The following is a 19,454-nucleotide window of genomic DNA, read 5'->3' as shown; positions in this document are numbered from 1 at the left end:
GTCTGCTGAATTGGATGAAGCAGGGTGAAGATATTGAAAATCTCGTTTAAGCTGGGATTATGGTTTTTTATATGCATGTTATTGATCGAGTCGATTTCCATGACATATTTGCACACGGGCATCATCCATTCCCGGGTCAGCCAGGAGCTGCATTCCCTTCAGGCTCGCGGGAACAGCCATCGTGATGTTTTGGAAATATCGTTTAACCCATCAACTCTCCATCACATCGGATTGATGGAATCCCAGACTGATACTGAAGTCGTAATCACTGACAGCAGCGGGAAAGTTCTCGCTTCTTCCAGAAAAATAAACAGCAGCATGAAGGAAATATTGTACAAACATCCCGGCAAGGTTCCGCTGCAGGGGAAAATCCTTCAGCAGGACTGGAAAAACGAACAATATATTTCAACAGTAACAAGCTACTTTACAAAACAGGGAAACAGCGGAAATGTATTCATGTTTAAGGATACCAATAGTGTTAAATTATTGATTTCCCAGTTAAATCACCACTTTATTTTTGCAGGAATATTAGTTGCCGTCTTTATGCTGATCTCTATTTTCTTTTTATCCAGGGCATTAACACGGCCTTTGATTTCTATGACAGAAGCAACTAAAAAGCTCAGCGTAGGCAATTTTTCTGTTACTCTCCCCTCACCTTCGAGGGATGAACTGGGAGAGTTGTCATCTTCCATCCAGACTCTGGCCAATGACCTGAATTATCTCAAAAAAGAAAGAAATGAGTTTTTGGCAAGCATTTCGCATGAACTGCGCACCCCCCTGACATATGTAAAGGGATATGCCGATATTGCGAAAAGGCCGATGCTGGATGAAGAAGACAGGTTAAAGTACTTAACCATTATTCATGAAGAATCGGAGCGGCTTAGTGCCCTTCTTGAAGAGCTGTTTGATTTGGCAAGGCTTGATCAAAATGAGTTTAAGATAAAAAAAGAGGTTATAGACTTACCTACTTTTTTGCAGGGCATTTATGAAAAGATGCTTCCTGCATATAAAAATAAAAACATCCAGCTCACATTGGAAGCAAATGAAGATTTAAAGATATTTGCAGATCCTGCCCGTTTTGGGCAAATTCTTATCAACCTTCTCGATAACGCCTTAAAATATTCAGCTGCACCTGCACGTACAAGCATGAAAGTTTATAAAAAAGAAGAGGCTATTGTCATTGAAATCCGTGATGAAGGCATTGGCATCCCGCCGGAAAAACTCCCTTATATTTTTGACCGTCTGTACCGTGTGGATAAGTCCCGCTCCAGGGAAACAGGCGGTTTTGGGATCGGGTTAGCCATCGCTAAAGAATTGACTGTGGCACACGGCGGCCAGATATTTGCTGAAAGTGAAGTAAACAAAGGAACATGCTTTACCATACTATTGAAGGAGCAATAAGATGAATACCGTTCTGCTGGTTGATGATGAACCTAAAATGCTTGAACTATTAACACTGTACCTTAGCCCGCATGGCTATAGATGCATCAAAAGCAGCTCAGCAAGCGAGGCTTTAGATTCGCTTGAGCGTACTAACATTGATGTAATACTGCTGGACATAATGATGCCAGAAGCGGACGGTTGGGAAACGTGCAAACAAATCCGTGAAACCTCGAGTGTGCCCATCATTATGCTTACCGCCCGCAGTGATAAAAATGAAATAGTAAGAGGACTGAAATTAGGAGCAGACGACTATGTAGCAAAGCCATTTGATGAAGAGGAACTGCTTGCACGCATGGAAGCTGTGCTGAGGAGAACCGCTGGAGACAATGATGAACCACTTCTATTTAAGGAACTTACTTTAAATGAAGAAGCTTTTGAGGTTTTCTGCGGATCACAGCGAATTCCCATGACAAAAAAAGAGTTCTCTCTTTTATCATTATTTTTGAACTATCAAAATAAGGTCTTCTCCCGGGATCATCTGCTGTCGGCCATTTGGGGACTTTCTTCAGAAACAGAAGACCGGACCGTCGATTCACATATCCGGAACATAAGAGAAAAATTGCGCCAGGCAGAATTTCCGATTGATCAGCATCTGAAAACCGTTTGGGGTGTCGGCTATAAATGGAGCACAAATAACGAATGAAAAGAGCCCATCCGCTTTGGATGAGCTCCTTTTCTATTTCGCAGACAATTCATCTTCTGTTACCCATTTATGGTTTTTCACTTCTTTTCCTCCTGAAACAGGAGTGTAATCCACCATATACACGACCGTTTTTTCTGAAGACACAATCTCAGCTTCTGCACCCTTCATGCCCTTCATATGGTCTGCTTTGAGCGTCACTTTTGCACCAGGCGACAGATCCTTATTTTTAGCATCTTTGATTTCTTCCTTGATGACCCATTTATGGTTCTTTACTTTTTTTCCTCCATTTGAAGGAGTATAGTTCAGCACATATGCTGTTGTATCATATGCCCCTTTAACTGTTGCTTTTGCCCCGTTCATTCCTTTCATATGGTCTGCTTTAAGAATGACCCCGCTGCCAGGTTTATAAGCCGGATGCTGGGCTGTCTTTAAACCTTCCGGAATTTCGCCTGAGCTAGTATGATTCATACTGGAATGATCCATATTATGGCCTTTATCCGCTGAATCACTGCATGCAGACAGCGCAAAAACAAGCATGACTGCAAATATTAGCATAGCTATTTTTTTACCCATAATAATCCTCCCCTTAAATAAAATCTATATGAAGAGGATAGCTGATAGATTTGCAGAAATTATGCATATCAGTGCAGAACTCTGCTTATCAGGAAACTATTATCAGAAAAATTTTTTTACCCATGCGAGTAGACCTTGCTATAATGCATTTCTAAGAGGAGGTATAAGCAAAGGAATAAGCCTTTCAATATTTCCCGAATTTAAATCAAAACAATTTAGCAGGGATCTTGTAGCGGAAATCAGCCACCTTGTTTATCAGAAAAATAACAAACACTAAACACATATGGTAATATAAGGATATCAATACAAACAAATATTAAGGGAGATTGAGTAATGGCTAATAAGAAAAGTGTAATGATCGGATGGTTTAAACCCATTATGGCTGCAATTGTTTTAGTATTTATTATGCGTTCTTTTTTCTTTACCCCTATTGTTGTTGACGGTGAATCAATGAACCCCACTCTACAGGACAAGGAACGTATGGTTGTAACTAAAATTGGAGAACCGAAAAGATTTGATATTGTTGTGTTTCACGCCCCTGACGGCAGAGATTACATTAAACGCGTAATTGGACTCCCTGGTGATAGAATCGAATATAAAAATGACGTTTTATATATAAACGGAAAGACATATACAGAACCATACTTAGAAAAATATAAGAAAAGACTAAATGAAGGAAACCTGACAGAATCCTTTACTTTAAAGGAAACCGCAGTAGGCAGTGAAACGGTTCCAAAAGATTGTTTATTTGTAATGGGAGATAACCGAAGAATCAGCGAAGACAGCCGCCGTATTGGAGCGATACCACTAAAAAAGATAATAGGGACAACAAATATTGTTTATTATCCGTTAAAAGAAGTTAAAATTGTAAATAACTAATTTCTGTTTATGCATTATAAAGAGAGCCTTAGTTTAATAAGAAATTATTAATCTAACAAAGAAAACCGCATAAAAATATTTGCGGTTTTCTTTGTTAATCAACATTATGAATTAAGAACCGAATATAGCCCTAAAATAGAAAAAGCCAGCCCTCAAACCGGCTAGCCCCTTGGCGGAAAAGGATCATGTCCATGGCTGTCCCTTGACTGTATTTGGCCGTCTTTCCCGTGTATAAATAATTCGGATTTCTCATCTTTGGAAATCTCTCTCGCCATATCCACAGCCTCTTTTTTTGTATCCGTGACCCCCGAAGGTCTTTTGTCTCCTTCAGCTTTCACCTGCCAGCCTCCGCCGGGATGCGGTGTAACATGCTGATTCTTGCCCATTCTCTCACCTCATCGAGTAAACTATTTTTATCAATAAATACCCTTAAGACATGAACAGAAAACCTGGTGAAAACGAGTGTTTACTCTTAAGAAATATGGTTAAATATGTTAAACTTGAATCAACGAAGCAGAGCTCAATTTATAACGGCTGCAGAAGGAGTGGCACTTTGAAAAAGTTCTTAATTGGCATCACACTTATAGGTATGACCCTTGCAGCAGCGGCCCTTTTTTACATCAGTCAGCGCGGATTGGATATCAAAGTGCAAAATCAGACCAACAAGGAAATAGCCGGACTATATGTGACCTACAATCATATTAAAAAGGATATCAGCATCCCGCCGATTGCAGCAAAATCTTCGTACAAATTACATGTGGACCCTGTCAAAACTTCCAAGGCAGATTTCAATGAAGGCGCATTGAAAATTGTATATAAAGATTTAAAAGGAAATATGCACAGCGAAACTGTATTAGGGTACTTTGAAAGAAGCTATTCCGGAGATGCAGTGGTTAAAATAAAGTCTGTTGATAGAGATGGTGTGCTTGCTATTAAGATAAATGAACGTGTTTCTTTGTATTGAATTGCGAAGGATGACTTCTATATCTCCAGGAATAATTTTTGCTGAAGCGATTTGCAGGTGCAGTTGGGTTTGAAAATCTTCGGGAGGTAAATCGAATGAAAGAGATTTTTAATATTATAGCTGCTTTACTATTTGGGAGTTTAGGTGTGCTGGGCTTAAACTGGCTTATGGGACAAGGAAAAGGCCGCATCATTATTGAGTTTGATGACCGTTACACGGACTTTGATAAATATATCAAAGCAATATTGAAGGAGCTTACCCGGCAGGGCCATATGGCTTCGTACCCAGGATACCGGAAGTTCTTAATTGATGGAAAGAAGTATGATTTTATGGAAAGAAACGTATCAATAGAGGGATTCCTTTACAGCGGACCGTTCTCATTCCAGAAAGGAAATTTGTGCTGACGGCAAATCAAAAAGCTAAGTAAACGTTCTGCACCATACGACTATTATTTACATTTTAACGAAAGAGTAATTTACGTATACCCTGGCAAGAAACACGAAAAAAAAGCCGCTCAGTACAGCAGCTGCCATTTTTATCATTCATAAAATAGAAGAATTCAGTCTGCTTTCATTATAGCAACAAAGTTTACGAAAACACCTTTTTAAAAACTAATTTGATATCCAAGAATCAATTCCCAGTCATTATGTGATTAAGCTGCTTATGTAATAAAATTCAATAAACGATCAAAAGATTCAATCTCGGCATATGGTTTTATTTCGGTATCATTCTTCTTCATATGAGGATTGAACCATATCCCTTTCATATTTGCATTTTGACAGCCGTCAATATCTATTACTAGGTCATCTCCAACGAATAATACGGCTTCCGGCTGTACATTCAGCATATTTATTGCTAATTCAAATATGCGTTTGTCAGGTTTTCTAAGTCCCGCTTCTTCTGAAATAATGATTATGTCAAAACAATTAGTCAAATTCGTTTTAAGTATTTTAGCTTTTTGTCTCTGCGATGCACCGTTTGTTATAATGCCAATTTTCATGTGCATCTTTATAGCATTTACGATATTTGCAGTATTCTGGTCTATAGAAAAGCAATTGGGAAAATTACTATTCCAATAATCCTGAATGTCATTGCGGGGCAATCTATATTTTGATGGAAATTCATCAAAAAATGATTCCAGAACTTTTGTTTTATCATTACTACCATAGCTTCTTTTATCATATTCTTTAAATTTCTGCAGCATTATCGCAGAATGTTTAACACCGGGATAACACTTTTCTAAAATCATTAAAAACATATTATCTACTGCATGATCCCTATCAAGCAGGGTATCATCTAAATCGAATAGCATTGCTTCATACCTTCTCAAATAACTTTACACCCCTTTCACAATATGCCGTTCCTTATACTAAGATACCAGAGTATGTAGGCAAGTCATCATAAATCCTGGGATAGCCGAACCATATCCCTGCACTGGATGCCATTTTCATAGATTTCTTCATGATAATGCTTTATAAAAAAGTCCCTATCAATACTATTCATTCTAAAGCCGCATTTTTGATATAATGCAAGCTGGTCTATACTTGAATTTCCTGTACCCGCTTCAATGGTTTTATAGCCTTTCTCCTTAGCCGATTTTATTGCATGCATAACCAGCTCTTTTCCAATCCCCTTGCCGCGCTTTTCTTTTGCGACTGCGACATTCACCAGCTCTGCTGTCTCCGGCCTTGTGGGAAGCAGCACATAAACTCCGGCAATAAAACAACTCAGCGCCTAGCCTTAATCGAACGAAAAGCATAAATCAGCAGGACAGCGATTATAAAAATAATTAAACCAGTTTCAATATAACGAATAGGTGCTACTTTTTCCCCTTCATATTTTCCTCTTCTGTCGGCCTTTTTGTAATGGCCATGGTCGGCAACTGCAATTGCCCGGTCTGTGCTAATCCCTTTGATGGAATAGTATTTTGTCCCTTTGTGATATTCGTTAGAAAAGTTGCCAGAGTACGTGCCTTCGTTATCCGAATACTTTGTGACTTGCCCTATTTCCTTATTGATATCTGTTACAGCTTCATCACTTAATACATAAGTATAACCATCATAGACTACAAAAGCATAAGCCCATTTGGCAAAGGACTGTTTTGGATGCAGCAGCGAAAAAAGTATAGCAAAACATAAGATGAAAAACGATGCTTTTTTTAGATTCATATGCTCCCTCATCAGAAAAATTTTTTTTAAGCTAACCGCTTCATCAGCACTTACAAACCATAAGATGATTTCCATCAGGATCTTCAAAGTTAAAATAATGCTCATGCTGGATGCTAGTTAGCAAAGTGACATTCTTTTCTGTCATATATTGATAGGCTTCTTCAATGTTATGTGTATTAAAATGAAATAATGGAGTCTTCAATATATTTTCCTTTGAGAAAATCTTGCTGTCTAATACAATTCCCGTACCTTCCATAGGAAGGACGTAAATATGGCCAAACTGTATGTCTCCATCTGCCTCAAGACCAAGAATGTCGCAATACCAACCTCTCGCTTTTTCAATGCTGCTTACTGGTATAAAAACTGTTCCGATTTGATTTAAAATAGGATTTCCCACTAAATACACCTCCGAATTATTTTCACTACTACATTCAATTTTCTATAAATATATCCTTCATAAACTAAATGTATCAGCCCGTTTTGCTGTGTTAGACTTCATTCCGAATTTAGCTCCCAGAAGAAGGACAAGACAAGAAAAACTAAACACCAAAGGCCTGTCATGCTGGTTGTGAAATATGGGGCAATCCATTTTGCATAGATCAATACATTCATCACATACGACATAATGAATCCGCAATATGAGATGCAGATAACCCGTTCACTAACAATTCTCTTTTACATAGCTTTCCGGAACTTTGTCTCTATTTCCATATGTCCGCTGTATGTTTGAACTGCTGAATGAAGCCATATAAAAAACCGCACATTAACAAAATGACCACAGAGTATCTTAGATATTCATCCATGTTTCATCCCCTAAATGTTTCTTGATAACAGAGAACCTTTTATTATGCTATACCAAATATTTTTCTTTGATAATTTTCACATGATGGAGTTCGTGGCCGGCAATTATGTAAGCAATGGCCCTTGCAGTTATCTCGCCATTGTTTGCAAAGCCCCTTCTTGACTCTGACCCGTGTGGCAAACTGTTCAATAGAGATATAGTCGAGTTCCTTACTGCTTGATAGTCTTCCAGTAAACTAGAAATGGGTCGAGTATGAAACATTGCTTCTTTCACATATTGTTCATCGTCATATCCGGCAAGCGGAGTCTGATCTCCCCTCGATATTCTAAGCAGCCTATAACTCATAATTCTTTCAACGTCTGTTATATGGCCGATTACTTCCTTTAAGCTCCACTTTCCCTGTGCATACCGATAGTTTTCCTCTGTTTCAGAAACACCTGATAACAATGAAAGTGTGTCCTCAAGCTGGCTGGCCAGAACATTCTTTATGTCACCTTCTGCAACCAGATTAATATATTCGTGATAATAAGCGGGGTATTCATCTTTTGAATTCGGCTTTTGCATGATAAGCCCTCCTTCTATCAGCAAATCATTTATCATTTCTATGGATATTGATTGCTATATCCCATTCCTAAAATGTGATATTAAGTCTTTTTTTCATTTCATGAAGAAGTTTAGGATGTTTTTCTGCTGAGAAGTACATCAGCTTCTCTCCTGCACCATTGGCTGCTGGCTTCTTTCCGTTTGGTTTTTGGAATAGGACCGTTCCGTCACTAAAAAAATCAATTGTATAAACTTTATTGTCCATTGTTTTTTTATCAGACAATACAAAAATATAATTTCCTTTTTTATTTAAGTCTTTTATCTTGTCAGTTAACTCCTTACCTGATGGCTGCTCAACTTCCATTTTGTCCATTTTCTTTATGAACGCTGATAATTGATTATGATCTGAAATGAAAGCAGTAGTTGACTCAGTAGATACCCCATTGTTATTAACACCCTGAACAAATAGAGTGGTATATTGATTTGAATTTGGTATATTCAAAACCCGGCTTTTTGTTTTTACAGCATTCGGACTGCAGGCATTCAAAAATAAAATGGCGATCATGCAAACTGATATCATGTAAAAGTGTTTCAATTATTCTCCTCCAGCTCCATAAAATTCAAAATAATCAGCTTACTCACTCCACATTACCATAAAATGGTTTATTTAAAAAGACGGTCTATACCGGCCGTCTTTACCTGTTTAGAAAACTGTAACTCCATAAACTACCTCATAAAAAGTAAAGAAGCCCTTTGTTACGATGCGGAGAAAAGACTATAAGAATGCAGCTTAAGATTGCTGTATGCCTGCTGCGAGAAGAGGTATTTCACGTGTAAGAGTTGTATAATGCAGGACCACTGGCCAGCTGTAATTGTAACCGCTTAATCTTGCATGCCGAATAGCCTTTAAAGAATGTCCCGGAATGTTTTAGATTTCGTTTCAAGAAGGAGAGCAGCATTCCCGATTTCCGAAAATTCTTTTTTAGCTTCTTCTACTAATTTTTGATTTTCTAATATTCCACTTTGTGATCGCTGTGACACTTCGCTGATTTTTTGAACCTCTGACGTTATACCTTCAATATAAGAGTTCACTTCTTGAATAGCTTCTTGTGCCCGTACCGCTAATTTGCGCAGCTTCAATGGCTGCATTTAACGCTAAAAGGTTCGTCTGCATGGCTATTTCTTTAATCGTCTTAGCAATACTTTCAATTGAATCTGCCTTTACTTGAAGGGAATTTGAAATCTTCATACTTTCTTCTGATTCAATAACGAGCTTCTCTGAGGACGAAGAAATATCCTGATTTTTTTTTGTGCCTTTATCAGCGCGATTCAGCAAATCATTCGCTAATTCTTGTAAATTAACCGCCAATTCAATGATATTGTTTTCTCGATCGGTAATGTCTGTAGCTACCTTCACAACAGCAATAACTTTTCCCTGTTCATCAACTACTCCACTCTTGCCCCTATGTTGGATCAGCAAAAACCCTTGATGATTTCTGTTAGAATCATTAAGGGTCTCATTTTTTTAAAAAACATTCATGTAAATTTATACTTACTTAACTATTTCATATTTTGTTTACTTATATAAGTTCCACTTCAACACGGATCGTTTTATGAACTTGATCTACCAGTTTGTTGATTCCTTCTCTATCGTCAGCAATCAATATCGCATTGCCATGCCTATTAGTGGAATCAGTAGGAGTTTTAAGAGAATCTCCCTCTTTAAAAGATAGGTTTATCGCTATTACTTGAGGGTTTTCTCTTATTTGTTCAATCCCCTCTACCTTTGAAATAATACCCTCTTCAAAGAAAAAGAATTGGTTCGAGGTGACATGTGCTGGATGTACCGGAAACTCTTCGATCTCATATAAATCATACATAAATAGTGCATGAAACATGCTAATACCCGTACTATGCATGACTAAATCTGTTATCCCGTCACCGCCGGGCCTTACATGAGTTTCCACAACCTTTGGCCCGGAATCGGTCAAGATTAACTCTGTGTGAGTTAACCCTGTATTATGACCGATGCTATTAAGTATGGCCGTTATGGAATCGCTAACCTGCTTTTGTTGGACTTCTTCTAGGCAGTACGGAAATACATGACCGGTTTCAATAAAATGAGGACTGCCGGTTGTATATTTTTCAGTGATGCCTATTATCTTATGCTTCCCATTAAAACTAATGGCCTCTACACTAATTTCCTTTCCTTTCAAAAATTCCTCACAAATATAAATGATTCCGCTGCTTTCTTTGTATTCACATTCAAACCGTTTAAAATCTTCATCGGAGGAAACTTTGCATACATTCATGCTCCCCGCTCCGGATATTGGTTTTAAAATGAAGGGGTATGGTATTTTCCCCTTTAATTTAAGGAGATCATTTTTCGTTTTTACGACTTCATAAAATACATATTGATTGTCTACTTTGTTCAATACATCCCTCATAAGATGTTTATCCGTAGCTAACTGAACGGACTTGACAGAAATACCTTGCAGCCCTAACGATTCACTTAGGTAAGCTGCCAGCTGGACAGAATATTCGCCAAAACCATAGATTTTATAAATAGGATTGGCACTATGAAGCATTTTAGCGTATTGTAAGGCTTCGTAATAATGGTCCCATTCAAAAACAAACACTTTATCTGCAAGGTTAAAAATATCATTATTGATTTGGTTCTTTTTAATAAAAACAAAAATTTCCTGATATCCGGCACGGCGTGCATCTTCGATTACATTTGGCCTTGGGCTAATTAATAATGCCGTTCTCATACTGCATCCTCCTTGATACTCTCCTGGGCGGATTCTTTTAAAAACTTCTTCACAGGCCAAATTAGGCTGGCACCGGCTAATCCAACCAAGGAATATAGCATCCATAATAGGCGGATATTATGATCTGATCCCCACTCATATCCGTAACCGCCTATTAAACTTCCTAGCCCTCCGCCTATCATAAAACTGAATGTCATAAACCCCAGGTAGCTTCCCATTAATTTTTTGGGTGCCAGTTTAGTTGCTATATTGTCCAGGGTGGGCGGCAGCAGGATTTCACCCAATGTTAATAAAAAAGTAAATAAAAATAAAATCAGTATAGTTTCAGAGAGAACTAAAGTTATAAAAGCACAAGCTAAAGAAAACATTCCTAAAACTAATACGATATGATCTTGGAATTTTTTTTGAAAAAAGATCATGACTGGATACTGCAGAACGATAATCAGAATTCCATTAAAGGTAAACAGTGTACCTGAAAGCTCGGGTTTATGATAAAAATCTTTAATGTATATGGGCACGCTTAAATTAAATTGGACATAAAGAAAATAAAAGAAACTAACAGCAAAAGTTAAATATAGAATTCTCTTATCATTGAAAATAGCCCAAATACTCGGCGATGGAAGATTTCCTTTTTCTTCAGCCTCTACAACGATTTGTTTTTTTCTGGCTATCAATAAAAACACCAAAACATGTAATATTGCTGCAGATAGGAAGATGGCATTTATGGAATATACATATAAAACCCCTCCTAAAATTGGACCAATGGCTGCACCAAAATTAATCACTGTATTCCTGAGTGCAAAAACTGATGAACGGATTTCCTCATTCCCTATCGACATCGTCACCTTTAACGAAGGAGTGATCAGTGCCCCTCCCAAACCAACCAGTACGGCAGACATTATGATAAGAGCCTTATTTAAGGAAAATAAAAACATTATGTATCCGGCAATACGAATTGATAAACCTGCCAGACAAATATACTTTGTCCCCAATTTATCACTTAAATATCCGCCAAAGAATGTGAATCCCTGCTGGCTTATGGAAAACATCAATAAGACAACTCCAACAAAAGAAGCCCTATAACCTAAATCAGAAATATAAATCGATACATAGGGCATGAACATGAATGTGCCTAAACTGCTGATTAAGATTCCCGCGATTGCAGCCTTAGATAAAGGAGTCATTTTTTTGAAGGTTTTAATGATCGTATTCAATGTGCTGAATCACTTTCACTTGACCATGATAATTGGCTTCTAAACCAGGCATCCAAGCGATTCAGCCTTTCCTTAAGGATATCTGAACTTTCACCTTCTATCATTATGCCAGCCACTTTATCGATACTCCTTGCAGGTAAATTAAAATCCGTCCCGACTTCACTTTTCTGATAAACCTTAACCCAGTCAAAAGGGATGCTTTCCGGAATCCCTGTCAATTTCCCTTTAATTGGCGGCACAAGTAAAAATCCATGAAGTTTTTGTTCTTCTCTGGGCACATCTTTTTGTTCTAGACCCATTTGAGCCCTGAACCATGCGTTCTTTATGTTTATTCCATACGTCTCCTCTACCGCCTGAAGGATATAGCCGCCACCATACCGGCTTGCTATCTCACAAAATATCAGCTTTCCCTCTCTGTCCCGGAATACTTCGCAATGATAAACTGCATTTTCAGGGCATTCGAATGAAAGCAGCAGCTGTTTTAAAAATTCTTTGACCTCGATTGCTTCCTTGCTCTCCGAATGGAGCTGATAACTTCCCAAACTGCTGTTATTAGTAAAGGCTATACAGCCATTCCAGTACTTAGATACACTCGTAAGAATTTCATTTCCATTTATAAATAAAGAGTCGATATGATACATTTCCCCATCAACAAATGTTTCTACTTCCATTGAATATTGCTGGGTTTTTTTTGAATACTCTTTGATGTCCTCTTCATTATGAACAATAGTTAGACCTCTGGATGCACCTTGGTCAATCGGTTTAATGATGAGCGGATATCCATGCTCAGCAGCAAAATCATACACATCAAAAATAGATTGCACTTGTCGATAATGCGGAGTGGCTACAGAATTTTTAGCGTGTTCCTTCATTATTACTTTATTTCGAAAGGATACACCGCTCTTCTCACTTTGACCTGCAATATCTAATCGGTCGCGGATCCTTCCGACTCTGATTAAGTCATATTCATCATGTGCGATGATTGTATGAATGTTATAAATTTTAGACAGCTCTAAAACCCTGCTTTCCAAATATTCATTTTCACTCATTTCCGGAATTTCTTCGTAATATTTAAACATATGAGAGTTTTCTAATTTGGGAGTGGTAAGCACAATCATTTTATGAAGATTCTCCGGAGCAATTTCTTCCAAATTAAGATTCCTATCATATGAATTGATGATTAATGTATACAAAATAAAACACCTCTTGTCATAACTATTTGTCAAACTGACTCTGATTTTTGTGAATGAACCGGCTTTTAGTAACTAAATAAAGAAAGAGAACCATTGAAGATTCATCTTTCCTGAATACCTGCCAATTTCAAAAATTATCACAAACAAACTTATTGAACTAATTTTTTTGATAGCTTAACAAGCATTTTAGCAATTTCATATTCATTGGTATCTGGGGCATCCTCCATGAATCCCGGCAGAGAAAAATTCGGACAAGTATTTACCTCTAAAACTCTGTAGCCTGTTTCCGGGTCTTCTAACAAATCTACCCCGGCAATTTGAGCTCCTAATGCTTTTGCTGCCCTTTCAGCTATACTTGCAAGGTCCTTCTCAATCTCATCAATGATGATAGGCTTGCCGCCTCTAGCAACATTGGTCACCCATTCTCCTTGAGGTGTATACTTATAAAAGGCTGTAGTAGCTTTATAATCAATACATATTACCCGAATATCCCTGTTTGGTTTTTCAAAATAAGGCTGAGCATAAAAACTTTCATTATACCGGGCAAAGGTTCTGGCTAGATCAGTCAATAACTCTGGTTTCTCTACTTTCATTACAGATTGTCCCCCGGCACTTACAATTTGTTTGTGCACAAGTGGAAATTCAAGCTGATCTGTCCAGTTGTTTACATACTTTTCGGAAAAACCGCTTATGACGGGAAAATGAGGAATATTATTTCTGTGAAGGGCTTCTGAATTCAAATATTTATTTTGGCCGCAGAATAGTGTATCCGCTTTATTTACAACCGGAATACCTGATCTTTCAAAGGCATACAGCAAATTCATGCCTAATTGTAATATATCTTCGAAAACCCATCCCAGGACTGCTGATGGTTTTAGTTCAACTTTATCTAAATAAAAACGTGTGCCTGATTGTTCAAATATTGTGATGATATCCCTTGGATCCACTACTAAACTATCCATTTCAAACTTATTTAATTGTTTACTAAGGGCTGTATGGTCCAAATGGTCCTCTTCATTAGCCAGGATTAAAACAAAGTTTTCTTTTATGCTGTTCAACACTATAAATTCCTCCTCTAATATTTCAATTTAGGACTTTAATACACGGCAACAGATTTTCGTTTCTGAATAATGTTCTTACTGGGACTTCCTAAAATATCAATAAGTTCAGGCTTATAATTTGCAACTTGATCAGGCTGATTTGAATAAATAGATAAATCGCTAACTCTCTGCATTAAACTATGTACAGTCGTGTCACAGTTAAACACCTTTGTTTCCATCCAGGCATCATTATAAATCGTATCTAAATATCTTTCTCCGCTATCAGAAGCTATACATAAGATATTTTCGAGCTTATCTGATTGGGCAATTTTCATGGCTGCCATGAGTGAGGCTCCCGTACTTCCCCCAACCAAAATTCCTTCTTGCCTTGCAAGTGTTCTGCAGGCCATAAAAGCAGATTCATCCGGGACTTTGTAAATTTCGTCAATTAAGCGGATATTCTCTATATTTGCAGGTGTCCAGCTCAGCCCCATACCTGGCAGCAGGTAACTATGTTCTTGGCCGCTGAAAATAGATGAGCCTACGGCATCGACAGCAATTATTTTAGTATTCGGATAATTCTCTTTAAAAAATCTTGAAATTCCTCCAGTTTGTCCCCCTGTCGAAACAGCGATGACTATGGCATCGAGTCCTTGAGGGAATTGCTTAGCAATTTCCGGTCCTGTTCTATAGTAATGTGCATCTGCATTATTAGGGTTAAAACACTGGTCTGGTCTGAAGGAATTCTCGATTTTTTTATGAAGCTCGTTCGCAAGTTTAATTCTCGTTTTATGATAGGAGCCGCTGTCATCTTGTTCTGTTACCACAATAATTTCAGCCCCAAATGCCTTGAGCATAGAAAGATTTGCTTGCGTTGTCTTCGGATCAACCAGAATAATGACCTTATAGCCTTTGGAGGCCCCAATCATAGCCAATGATATCCCAAAATTCCCCGAAGATGATTCAATGATGGTATCCCCCGGTTTAATTAAACCTTCTTTTTCCGCTTGCTCTATGAGATATAGGGCCGGACGGTCTTTAATGCTTCCTGCCGGGTTTCCTCTCTCGATTTTTACATGTATGTTTGAATTTATGCCTTGAGTTAATCGCTGTAAGGTAATATAGGGTGTATTGCCAACTAAATCTGTAACAAGAGCCATTCTTCATTCTCCTTTTTATAAATTGACAATAAAAACAGGATCTTCGTAATATCTAATCGACTGATTCCAAATATTCACCATGTATTCAAGCTGACTGGTTTCAAATGACGGCTGATTCAATATCTCCAGCGGTATATTGATATTAAGTAAACGGCCAGGCATGACAACGCGGGTGATGCCTGCAGGCAATATCAGGTTATTTTTCCCTATTTCCATAAGATCAGGGTAATCAAATGCTTCATACTTTATATATACCTCTCCGGTTTTAATCTCCTGTGCATGACCGGGAGCCACTCTCTTAATTTCCCCGAGTGTATTAGATGCATATAAAAGATTTAATTTATTCATTTTTTCAATTTTAGTTTCTAAATCATGTTCAGAAGGCAGCGTATACACATCTATTACTTTTTCACCAAGCACTTCAATTTGCGCTATCTTTTGTCCGCCATTACATTTCAGTGAAAATTCACTGGATGCCTCTACAAGACCCACTAGTTTTCCAGAGCGCACTACATGGCCCCATGCCTCAATTTTTAATGTATTAAAGAGATTTAATGCAGGTTCTTGAATGATAGCTCTCTTGTATCCCAGTTCTTTTAAAGCGCTTATTCTATGGGCACCATCTAAAATCAAGTGCTTATCCTTTGTAATTTTCATTGCTAGAGGAGGATTTTTCAGTAGCTGTTGCTGACTAATTTCATTGGCTATTCTCCTCAATCGGTTATCATCCGTTTTTTCATGTAACACGACATTTTCCAGATTGACTACTTCTAGACTATCGAATATAGAATGACAATGTACCATGCGAGTCTCCTTCATATATGATTGGCTCTTACAACAAATCATCTTGTCAGCAGTACAGATTAGCATTTGAAATACCCTGTTGATTTCATCCATCACCGCCTTCTCAATGTTAATGAAATTAACAAAGTTAATATATAATACTATTATTTACCAAGTCAAACATTATTTTCAAATATGAACAAAATTTCAAATATTTCACAATTCGTACATTGACTAAAATTCATTTTTTTCCTAAAATCCATTACAAGACAGGTGATCGGGTGTAACTGCTCTGATTGACTGCGGACATTAACGCATAAATAAAGCCAACAAAAAACTGAGTTAACTAGAAGTTAACTCAGTTTACATGGATCGTTGGATTATTTTACTGTTGGCCATACAGGATCGAAATTTGGGACTGCAGCAGAAGCTAAATCTGTTTGATTCGCTATTATTCCTAAACTGGAATTATTATCACTTTGTAAATGAGACAGAGCGAGGGAGCCACTTGCAACAACTATTAGTGCCATTATTAAGATTTTTACCTTCTTCATTAAAAACTCTCCTTATTGGTAAATTTATCTAACAATGTTAATATATTATATATAAAATGACAAAGTCAACCAGTTTATAGTAATAAAGTTTCATTATTTCGATTAAAAAAAATACTTAGAAAAAGGTGATTTTACATGATTACTGAATTTGGAGAACGGATAAAAGAAAGAAGAAAGTCACTTGGCCTAACCCAGGATGATTTAGCAGGGCCAAACCTCAGCAGAGGGATGATTAGTCTAATTGAAAGAAATCAAACTACCCCATCAATTAAAACTTTAGATTTCATCGCGAGCAAACTTGGAGTGAGCCTGGGAGAAATACTTGGGGAGAATCAAGAACAAGAGAAGTTAAATCCTCTCGAAGCTGAGAAATTGGTGAAAATGTGTATTGCTCTCTATAATAGCCATAAAGTTGATGAAGCCGAGGTTATCCTGCAAGATTTAATGGGAAACTTGGATGACTATACCGTTAAAGGTGAAGCGTTAAAATTAATGGCTGATATTAAAAGCCATGCGAATATGGAAGAAGCCGTATTGTTATATAAGGAATCTTTATCCTATATAACACCTTTTGAAATTAGTAAGCACATCGAAATTTATTATGCCTTATCCTTAAATTATCGCTTGATGAACAATCATCACATGTGTATAGAAAATGCCTTATATGCTACTGCTTTAATTAAGTCCAATATTTATGATAAGTATGATCCTCTCCTTCATATCAAATTACTTTATAACCTTGGTTTGAGCTACTCAAGAATCGGCCAGTACGAAAAAGGTCTCACTATTATCGATGAAGCTCTCAGTATAATGGAAGAGCAGAATTTCAGTTATTCACCAGGATTATTCTTGATGCTTAAAGGCGTTTCAGAGCTATATCTTGGACAGATAGAAGAAGGAATAAAAACAAATTTACTTGCACTAAGGCATCTTAACAAAGATGAAAATTCAGTAGAGATAATTGGCTGTCAAACAAACTTGGGAATTTTATATAGGCAATCGAATGATTTTTCGAAGTCTATCCAATATTTAGAGAGAAGTCTGGATCACTCCATTGATTTCGGGAATGAATGGTATATCGTTAACAACTATTACGAATTGACGTTGACGTACTTACAATTTGAAAAATTTAACGAGGCTACGCAAATGGCGAGCCAAGGCTTAAAATCTTGCCATGATGAGTTATTCACAGCAAAACTGCTTCTTTCTTTAACTCAAATTGAAATAAATCAGCATATGTATTCAATGGCTGAAGAATATATTGAAAAAGCCATTTCTATTTTGACAGCCCGCACAGACTTACAATTACTTTCTAAATGCTATGTGGTTCAAGCAACGATATACTCGACTCAGGGATTACACGAAAAAGCCAGTTTTCATTACCAAAAAGCTGCTCAATTGATGCTTAATAAATATTCTTTTCCTAATCCATGAAAATACTGCTCTATATTTGGAATTTTAGGATCTTATCCTGTATAACGATAACAGCGAGCCGTAACCGATTTTCTCTAAGAAATCGGTTTTTTTATTGCCGATTTGAATTTCCCCCTCTATTAAGTTTGAAAATATAACTAAAAGAATATATTCATTCAATATAATTATTAAAGTTTAATAAAACTAGCATTTTATTTAATAAAGCTTGCAAAAATAGTTATTTTCTTAATTTTCATAATTAATAGTTTCATACTACATTGATTGTATTACAATAAAGGAGTTGGGTTATTTGAAAGGTAAAATCGTTGCAGGTACTGTATTATCTCTTGGATTAATGGTTTCAGCTCTTCCCCATTCTGAAGCGTTTGCTGCTTCTAAAAATGTTTTAAGCACAGAAAAATTCAACAAAGAAAAAGATTCCGCTGAATTCAAGTCAGGAAACCTGACCGCTCCCTCAAGCGAAGCACCTGAAACGATTTTATTTAACTTCCTTGATAAAAATAAACAATCTTATAAGCTTGGCAGCAAGCAGGCAAAGGATTCTTTCAAAGTACTCAAAAAGAGCAAAGACGAGCTTGGAAATACGGTGCTGAAGCTTCAGCAGACATTTGAAGGTGTTCCTGTTTTCGGATCCACGCAGGCGGCTGTCCTGAAAGATGATGGCGTACTGAATGTAGTGTCGGGTACAGTAGTATCTGATCTTGATTCAAAGCTCGATAAAAAAGATAAAAAAGGCATTAAGGCCTCACAAGCGGTCAATATTGCGGAAAGCGATCTTGGCTTCACTCCAAAATATGAGCAGGCTCCAGATCCGGAACTTGTTGTATTTGCTTCAGAGGACCGTGCAGATTTCGCCTATAAAGTGAATTTAAACTTTTTGAATCCAAAACCAGGAAATTACTATTATTTCGTCTCGGCAAAAACAGGCGAAATTTTAAATAAATATAATACCCTTGATGAAGTTACCGGCACAAATTCAGTCGGAACCGGTACAGGCGTTCTTAAGAACACAGTATCGCTAAATACTACACTATCAAGCGGAAAATATTATTTACAGGATAATACACGCGGCAATGGTATTTTCACATACAACACTAGCAATTCCTCAAGACTTCCAGGAACACTTTGGGCGGATGCTGACAACATTTTCAGCGCAACCAATGATGCACCTGCTGTAGATGCCCACTATTATGCAGGAAAAACGTATGACTATTATAAATCTACTTTCAATAGAAATTCCTATGACGGCTATGGTGCTGCATTAAAGTCCACCGTCCATTATGGAAGCAG

At 37.3% G+C, this 19,454-nt stretch carries 24 protein-coding genes and 1 pseudogene; 8 read left to right on the top strand and 17 right to left on the bottom strand.

Annotation, left to right across the window (positions count from 1 at the left end):
• Positions 1 to 24 precede the first annotated feature (24 nt).
• Entirely contained in the window at positions 25 to 1,401 is a 1,377-nt protein-coding gene (locus BM126_RS07780) for a sensor histidine kinase (RefSeq protein ID WP_371261427.1), read from the top strand.
• A gap of 1 nt (position 1,402) precedes the next feature.
• Positions 1,403 to 2,086, top strand: coding sequence for a response regulator transcription factor (locus BM126_RS07775; RefSeq protein WP_090989003.1), 684 nt, complete (start codon positions 1,403 to 1,405; stop codon positions 2,084 to 2,086).
• Between the two features lie 33 nt (positions 2,087 to 2,119).
• On the opposite strand, the gene BM126_RS07770 is transcribed toward BM126_RS07775, so the two are convergent.
• On the bottom strand, positions 2,120 to 2,641 hold the full coding sequence (locus BM126_RS07770) for a YdhK family protein (RefSeq protein ID WP_256213021.1): 522 nt from the start codon (positions 2,639 to 2,641) through the stop codon (positions 2,120 to 2,122).
• On the opposite strand from BM126_RS07770, the gene BM126_RS22275 reads away from it, so the two are divergent.
• Both BM126_RS22275 and lepB read left to right on the top strand, forming a co-directional pair.
• Positions 2,622 to 2,936 carry a hypothetical protein gene (locus tag BM126_RS22275; RefSeq protein ID WP_177201354.1) on the top strand — a complete coding sequence of 105 codons (315 nt, stop codon included), beginning with the start codon at positions 2,622 to 2,624 and terminating at the stop codon, positions 2,934 to 2,936. The two genes, BM126_RS07770 and BM126_RS22275, sit on opposite strands and share 20 nt — an antisense overlap.
• 56 nt (positions 2,937 to 2,992) lie before the next feature.
• Positions 2,993 to 3,538 (top strand): signal peptidase I, encoded by a 546-nt coding sequence (gene lepB, locus BM126_RS07760; RefSeq protein ID WP_090989000.1) that lies wholly within the window; start codon positions 2,993 to 2,995, stop codon positions 3,536 to 3,538.
• A gap of 161 nt (positions 3,539 to 3,699) precedes the next feature.
• Here lepB and BM126_RS07755 read toward each other — a convergent pair whose 3' ends face one another.
• The gene (locus BM126_RS07755) at positions 3,700 to 3,924 is read right to left on the bottom strand and encodes a DUF2188 domain-containing protein (RefSeq protein ID WP_090988999.1); all 225 of its coding nucleotides are present in this window, start codon (positions 3,922 to 3,924) and stop codon (positions 3,700 to 3,702) included.
• A 167-nt stretch (positions 3,925 to 4,091) separates the two neighbouring features.
• Here BM126_RS07755 and BM126_RS07750 point away from each other — a divergent pair, with 167 nt between their 5' ends.
• Positions 4,092 to 4,502, top strand: a complete 411-nt coding sequence (locus BM126_RS07750; protein ID WP_090988998.1) for a hypothetical protein — start codon at positions 4,092 to 4,094, stop codon at positions 4,500 to 4,502.
• 95 nt (positions 4,503 to 4,597) lie between these two features.
• Positions 4,598 to 4,906 carry a hypothetical protein gene (locus BM126_RS07745; protein ID WP_256213020.1) on the top strand — a complete coding sequence of 103 codons (309 nt, stop codon included), beginning with the start codon at positions 4,598 to 4,600 and terminating at the stop codon, positions 4,904 to 4,906.
• A gap of 257 nt (positions 4,907 to 5,163) precedes the next feature.
• On the opposite strand, the gene BM126_RS07740 is transcribed toward BM126_RS07745, so the two are convergent.
• From BM126_RS07740 to BM126_RS22265, 15 genes and pseudogenes are all read right to left on the bottom strand, one after another.
• A complete protein-coding gene (locus BM126_RS07740; protein WP_090988997.1) occupies positions 5,164 to 5,814 on the bottom strand; it encodes an HAD family hydrolase in 651 nt (216 codons plus the stop codon).
• 86 nt (positions 5,815 to 5,900) lie between these two features.
• Positions 5,901 to 6,221, bottom strand: a pseudogene (locus BM126_RS07735) (GNAT family N-acetyltransferase); the annotation flags it as partial.
• A gap of 8 nt (positions 6,222 to 6,229) precedes the next feature.
• Entirely contained in the window at positions 6,230 to 6,670 is a 441-nt protein-coding gene (locus tag BM126_RS07730) for a hypothetical protein (protein WP_090989393.1), read from the bottom strand.
• 43 nt (positions 6,671 to 6,713) lie between these two features.
• Positions 6,714 to 7,067, bottom strand: a complete 354-nt coding sequence (locus BM126_RS07725) for a VOC family protein (protein ID WP_090988995.1) — start codon at positions 7,065 to 7,067, stop codon at positions 6,714 to 6,716.
• Positions 7,068 to 7,520: 453 nt separating this feature from the next.
• Positions 7,521 to 8,036 (bottom strand): DinB family protein, encoded by a 516-nt coding sequence (locus BM126_RS07720; protein ID WP_141770040.1) that lies wholly within the window; start codon positions 8,034 to 8,036, stop codon positions 7,521 to 7,523.
• Between the two features lie 67 nt (positions 8,037 to 8,103).
• Positions 8,104 to 8,610, bottom strand: coding sequence for a hypothetical protein (locus BM126_RS07715; RefSeq protein WP_090988994.1), 507 nt, complete (start codon positions 8,608 to 8,610; stop codon positions 8,104 to 8,106).
• Between the two features lie 311 nt (positions 8,611 to 8,921).
• Positions 8,922 to 9,107: a hypothetical protein gene (locus BM126_RS22270; protein WP_090988993.1), complete on the bottom strand. Its 186-nt coding sequence runs from the start codon at positions 9,105 to 9,107 to the stop codon at positions 8,922 to 8,924.
• Entirely contained in the window at positions 9,091 to 9,495 is a 405-nt protein-coding gene (locus BM126_RS07705; RefSeq protein ID WP_090988992.1) for a methyl-accepting chemotaxis protein, read from the bottom strand. The genes BM126_RS22270 and BM126_RS07705 overlap by 17 nt, the downstream gene beginning before the upstream one ends.
• Before the next feature lie 100 nt (positions 9,496 to 9,595).
• Positions 9,596 to 10,786, bottom strand: a complete 1,191-nt coding sequence (locus BM126_RS07700; protein WP_177201360.1) for an ATP-grasp domain-containing protein — start codon at positions 10,784 to 10,786, stop codon at positions 9,596 to 9,598.
• The gene (locus tag BM126_RS07695) at positions 10,783 to 12,000 is read right to left on the bottom strand and encodes an MFS transporter (RefSeq protein WP_090988990.1); all 1,218 of its coding nucleotides are present in this window, start codon (positions 11,998 to 12,000) and stop codon (positions 10,783 to 10,785) included. The genes BM126_RS07700 and BM126_RS07695 overlap by 4 nt, the downstream gene beginning before the upstream one ends.
• Positions 11,997 to 13,193: an ATP-grasp domain-containing protein gene (locus tag BM126_RS07690; protein ID WP_090988989.1), complete on the bottom strand. Its 1,197-nt coding sequence runs from the start codon at positions 13,191 to 13,193 to the stop codon at positions 11,997 to 11,999. Before BM126_RS07690 ends, BM126_RS07695 begins: the two co-directional genes overlap by 4 nt.
• Positions 13,194 to 13,342: 149 nt before the next feature.
• A complete protein-coding gene (locus BM126_RS07685; protein WP_177201359.1) occupies positions 13,343 to 14,254 on the bottom strand; it encodes an ATP-grasp domain-containing protein in 912 nt (303 codons plus the stop codon).
• Positions 14,255 to 14,289: 35 nt separating this feature from the next.
• Positions 14,290 to 15,393 (bottom strand): cysteine synthase family protein, encoded by a 1,104-nt coding sequence (locus BM126_RS07680; RefSeq protein WP_090988987.1) that lies wholly within the window; start codon positions 15,391 to 15,393, stop codon positions 14,290 to 14,292.
• Between the two features lie 15 nt (positions 15,394 to 15,408).
• Positions 15,409 to 16,290: a ParB N-terminal domain-containing protein gene (locus BM126_RS07675; RefSeq protein ID WP_141770038.1), complete on the bottom strand. Its 882-nt coding sequence runs from the start codon at positions 16,288 to 16,290 to the stop codon at positions 15,409 to 15,411.
• Positions 16,291 to 16,556: 266 nt separating this feature from the next.
• Entirely contained in the window at positions 16,557 to 16,730 is a 174-nt protein-coding gene (locus BM126_RS22265) for a hypothetical protein (protein ID WP_177201358.1), read from the bottom strand.
• A 135-nt stretch (positions 16,731 to 16,865) separates the two neighbouring features.
• Between BM126_RS22265 and BM126_RS07670 the strand changes: the two genes are divergently transcribed.
• Entirely contained in the window at positions 16,866 to 18,164 is a 1,299-nt protein-coding gene (locus tag BM126_RS07670; protein ID WP_090988985.1) for a helix-turn-helix domain-containing protein, read from the top strand.
• Between the two features lie 289 nt (positions 18,165 to 18,453).
• Positions 18,454 to 19,454: PepSY domain-containing protein (locus tag BM126_RS07665; protein ID WP_177201357.1), on the top strand; the 1,001-nt coding region annotated here is incomplete at its 3' end.

Origin of the sequence: Bacillus sp. OV322 (genome assembly GCF_900112495.1) — a bacterium.
Taxonomy (GTDB): Bacteria; Bacillota; Bacilli; order Bacillales; family DSM-1321; genus Peribacillus.
The sequence above is the reverse complement of the archived record's forward strand: the minus strand, read 5'-3'. Positions and strand labels throughout refer to the sequence as shown.

What these genes read in the sequence shown, in the direction of transcription:
- BM126_RS07680 (WP_090988987.1), bottom strand. Translation starts at nt 15,393, where the DNA reads ATGGCTCTTGTTACAGATTTAGTTGGCAATACACCCTATATTACCTTA.
- BM126_RS07730 (WP_090989393.1), bottom strand. Translation starts at nt 6,670, where the DNA reads ATGAATCTAAAAAAAGCATCGTTTTTCATCTTATGTTTTGCTATACTT.
- BM126_RS07670 (WP_090988985.1), top strand. Translation starts at nt 16,866, where the DNA reads ATGATTACTGAATTTGGAGAACGGATAAAAGAAAGAAGAAAGTCACTT.
- BM126_RS07745 (WP_256213020.1), top strand. Translation starts at nt 4,598, where the DNA reads ATGAAAGAGATTTTTAATATTATAGCTGCTTTACTATTTGGGAGTTTA.
- BM126_RS22265 (WP_177201358.1), bottom strand. Translation starts at nt 16,730, where the DNA reads ATGAAGAAGGTAAAAATCTTAATAATGGCACTAATAGTTGTTGCAAGT.
- BM126_RS07775 (WP_090989003.1), top strand. Translation starts at nt 1,403, where the DNA reads ATGAATACCGTTCTGCTGGTTGATGATGAACCTAAAATGCTTGAACTA.
- BM126_RS07720 (WP_141770040.1), bottom strand. Translation starts at nt 8,036, where the DNA reads ATGCAAAAGCCGAATTCAAAAGATGAATACCCCGCTTATTATCACGAA.
- lepB (WP_090989000.1), top strand. Translation starts at nt 2,993, where the DNA reads ATGGCTAATAAGAAAAGTGTAATGATCGGATGGTTTAAACCCATTATG.
- BM126_RS07755 (WP_090988999.1), bottom strand. Translation starts at nt 3,924, where the DNA reads ATGGGCAAGAATCAGCATGTTACACCGCATCCCGGCGGAGGCTGGCAG.
- BM126_RS07675 (WP_141770038.1), bottom strand. Translation starts at nt 16,290, where the DNA reads ATGGATGAAATCAACAGGGTATTTCAAATGCTAATCTGTACTGCTGAC.
- BM126_RS22275 (WP_177201354.1), top strand. Translation starts at nt 2,622, where the DNA reads ATGACTGCAAATATTAGCATAGCTATTTTTTTACCCATAATAATCCTC.
- BM126_RS07740 (WP_090988997.1), bottom strand. Translation starts at nt 5,814, where the DNA reads ATGCTATTCGATTTAGATGATACCCTGCTTGATAGGGATCATGCAGTA.
- BM126_RS07770 (WP_256213021.1), bottom strand. Translation starts at nt 2,641, where the DNA reads ATGCTAATATTTGCAGTCATGCTTGTTTTTGCGCTGTCTGCATGCAGT.
- BM126_RS07700 (WP_177201360.1), bottom strand. Translation starts at nt 10,786, where the DNA reads ATGAGAACGGCATTATTAATTAGCCCAAGGCCAAATGTAATCGAAGAT.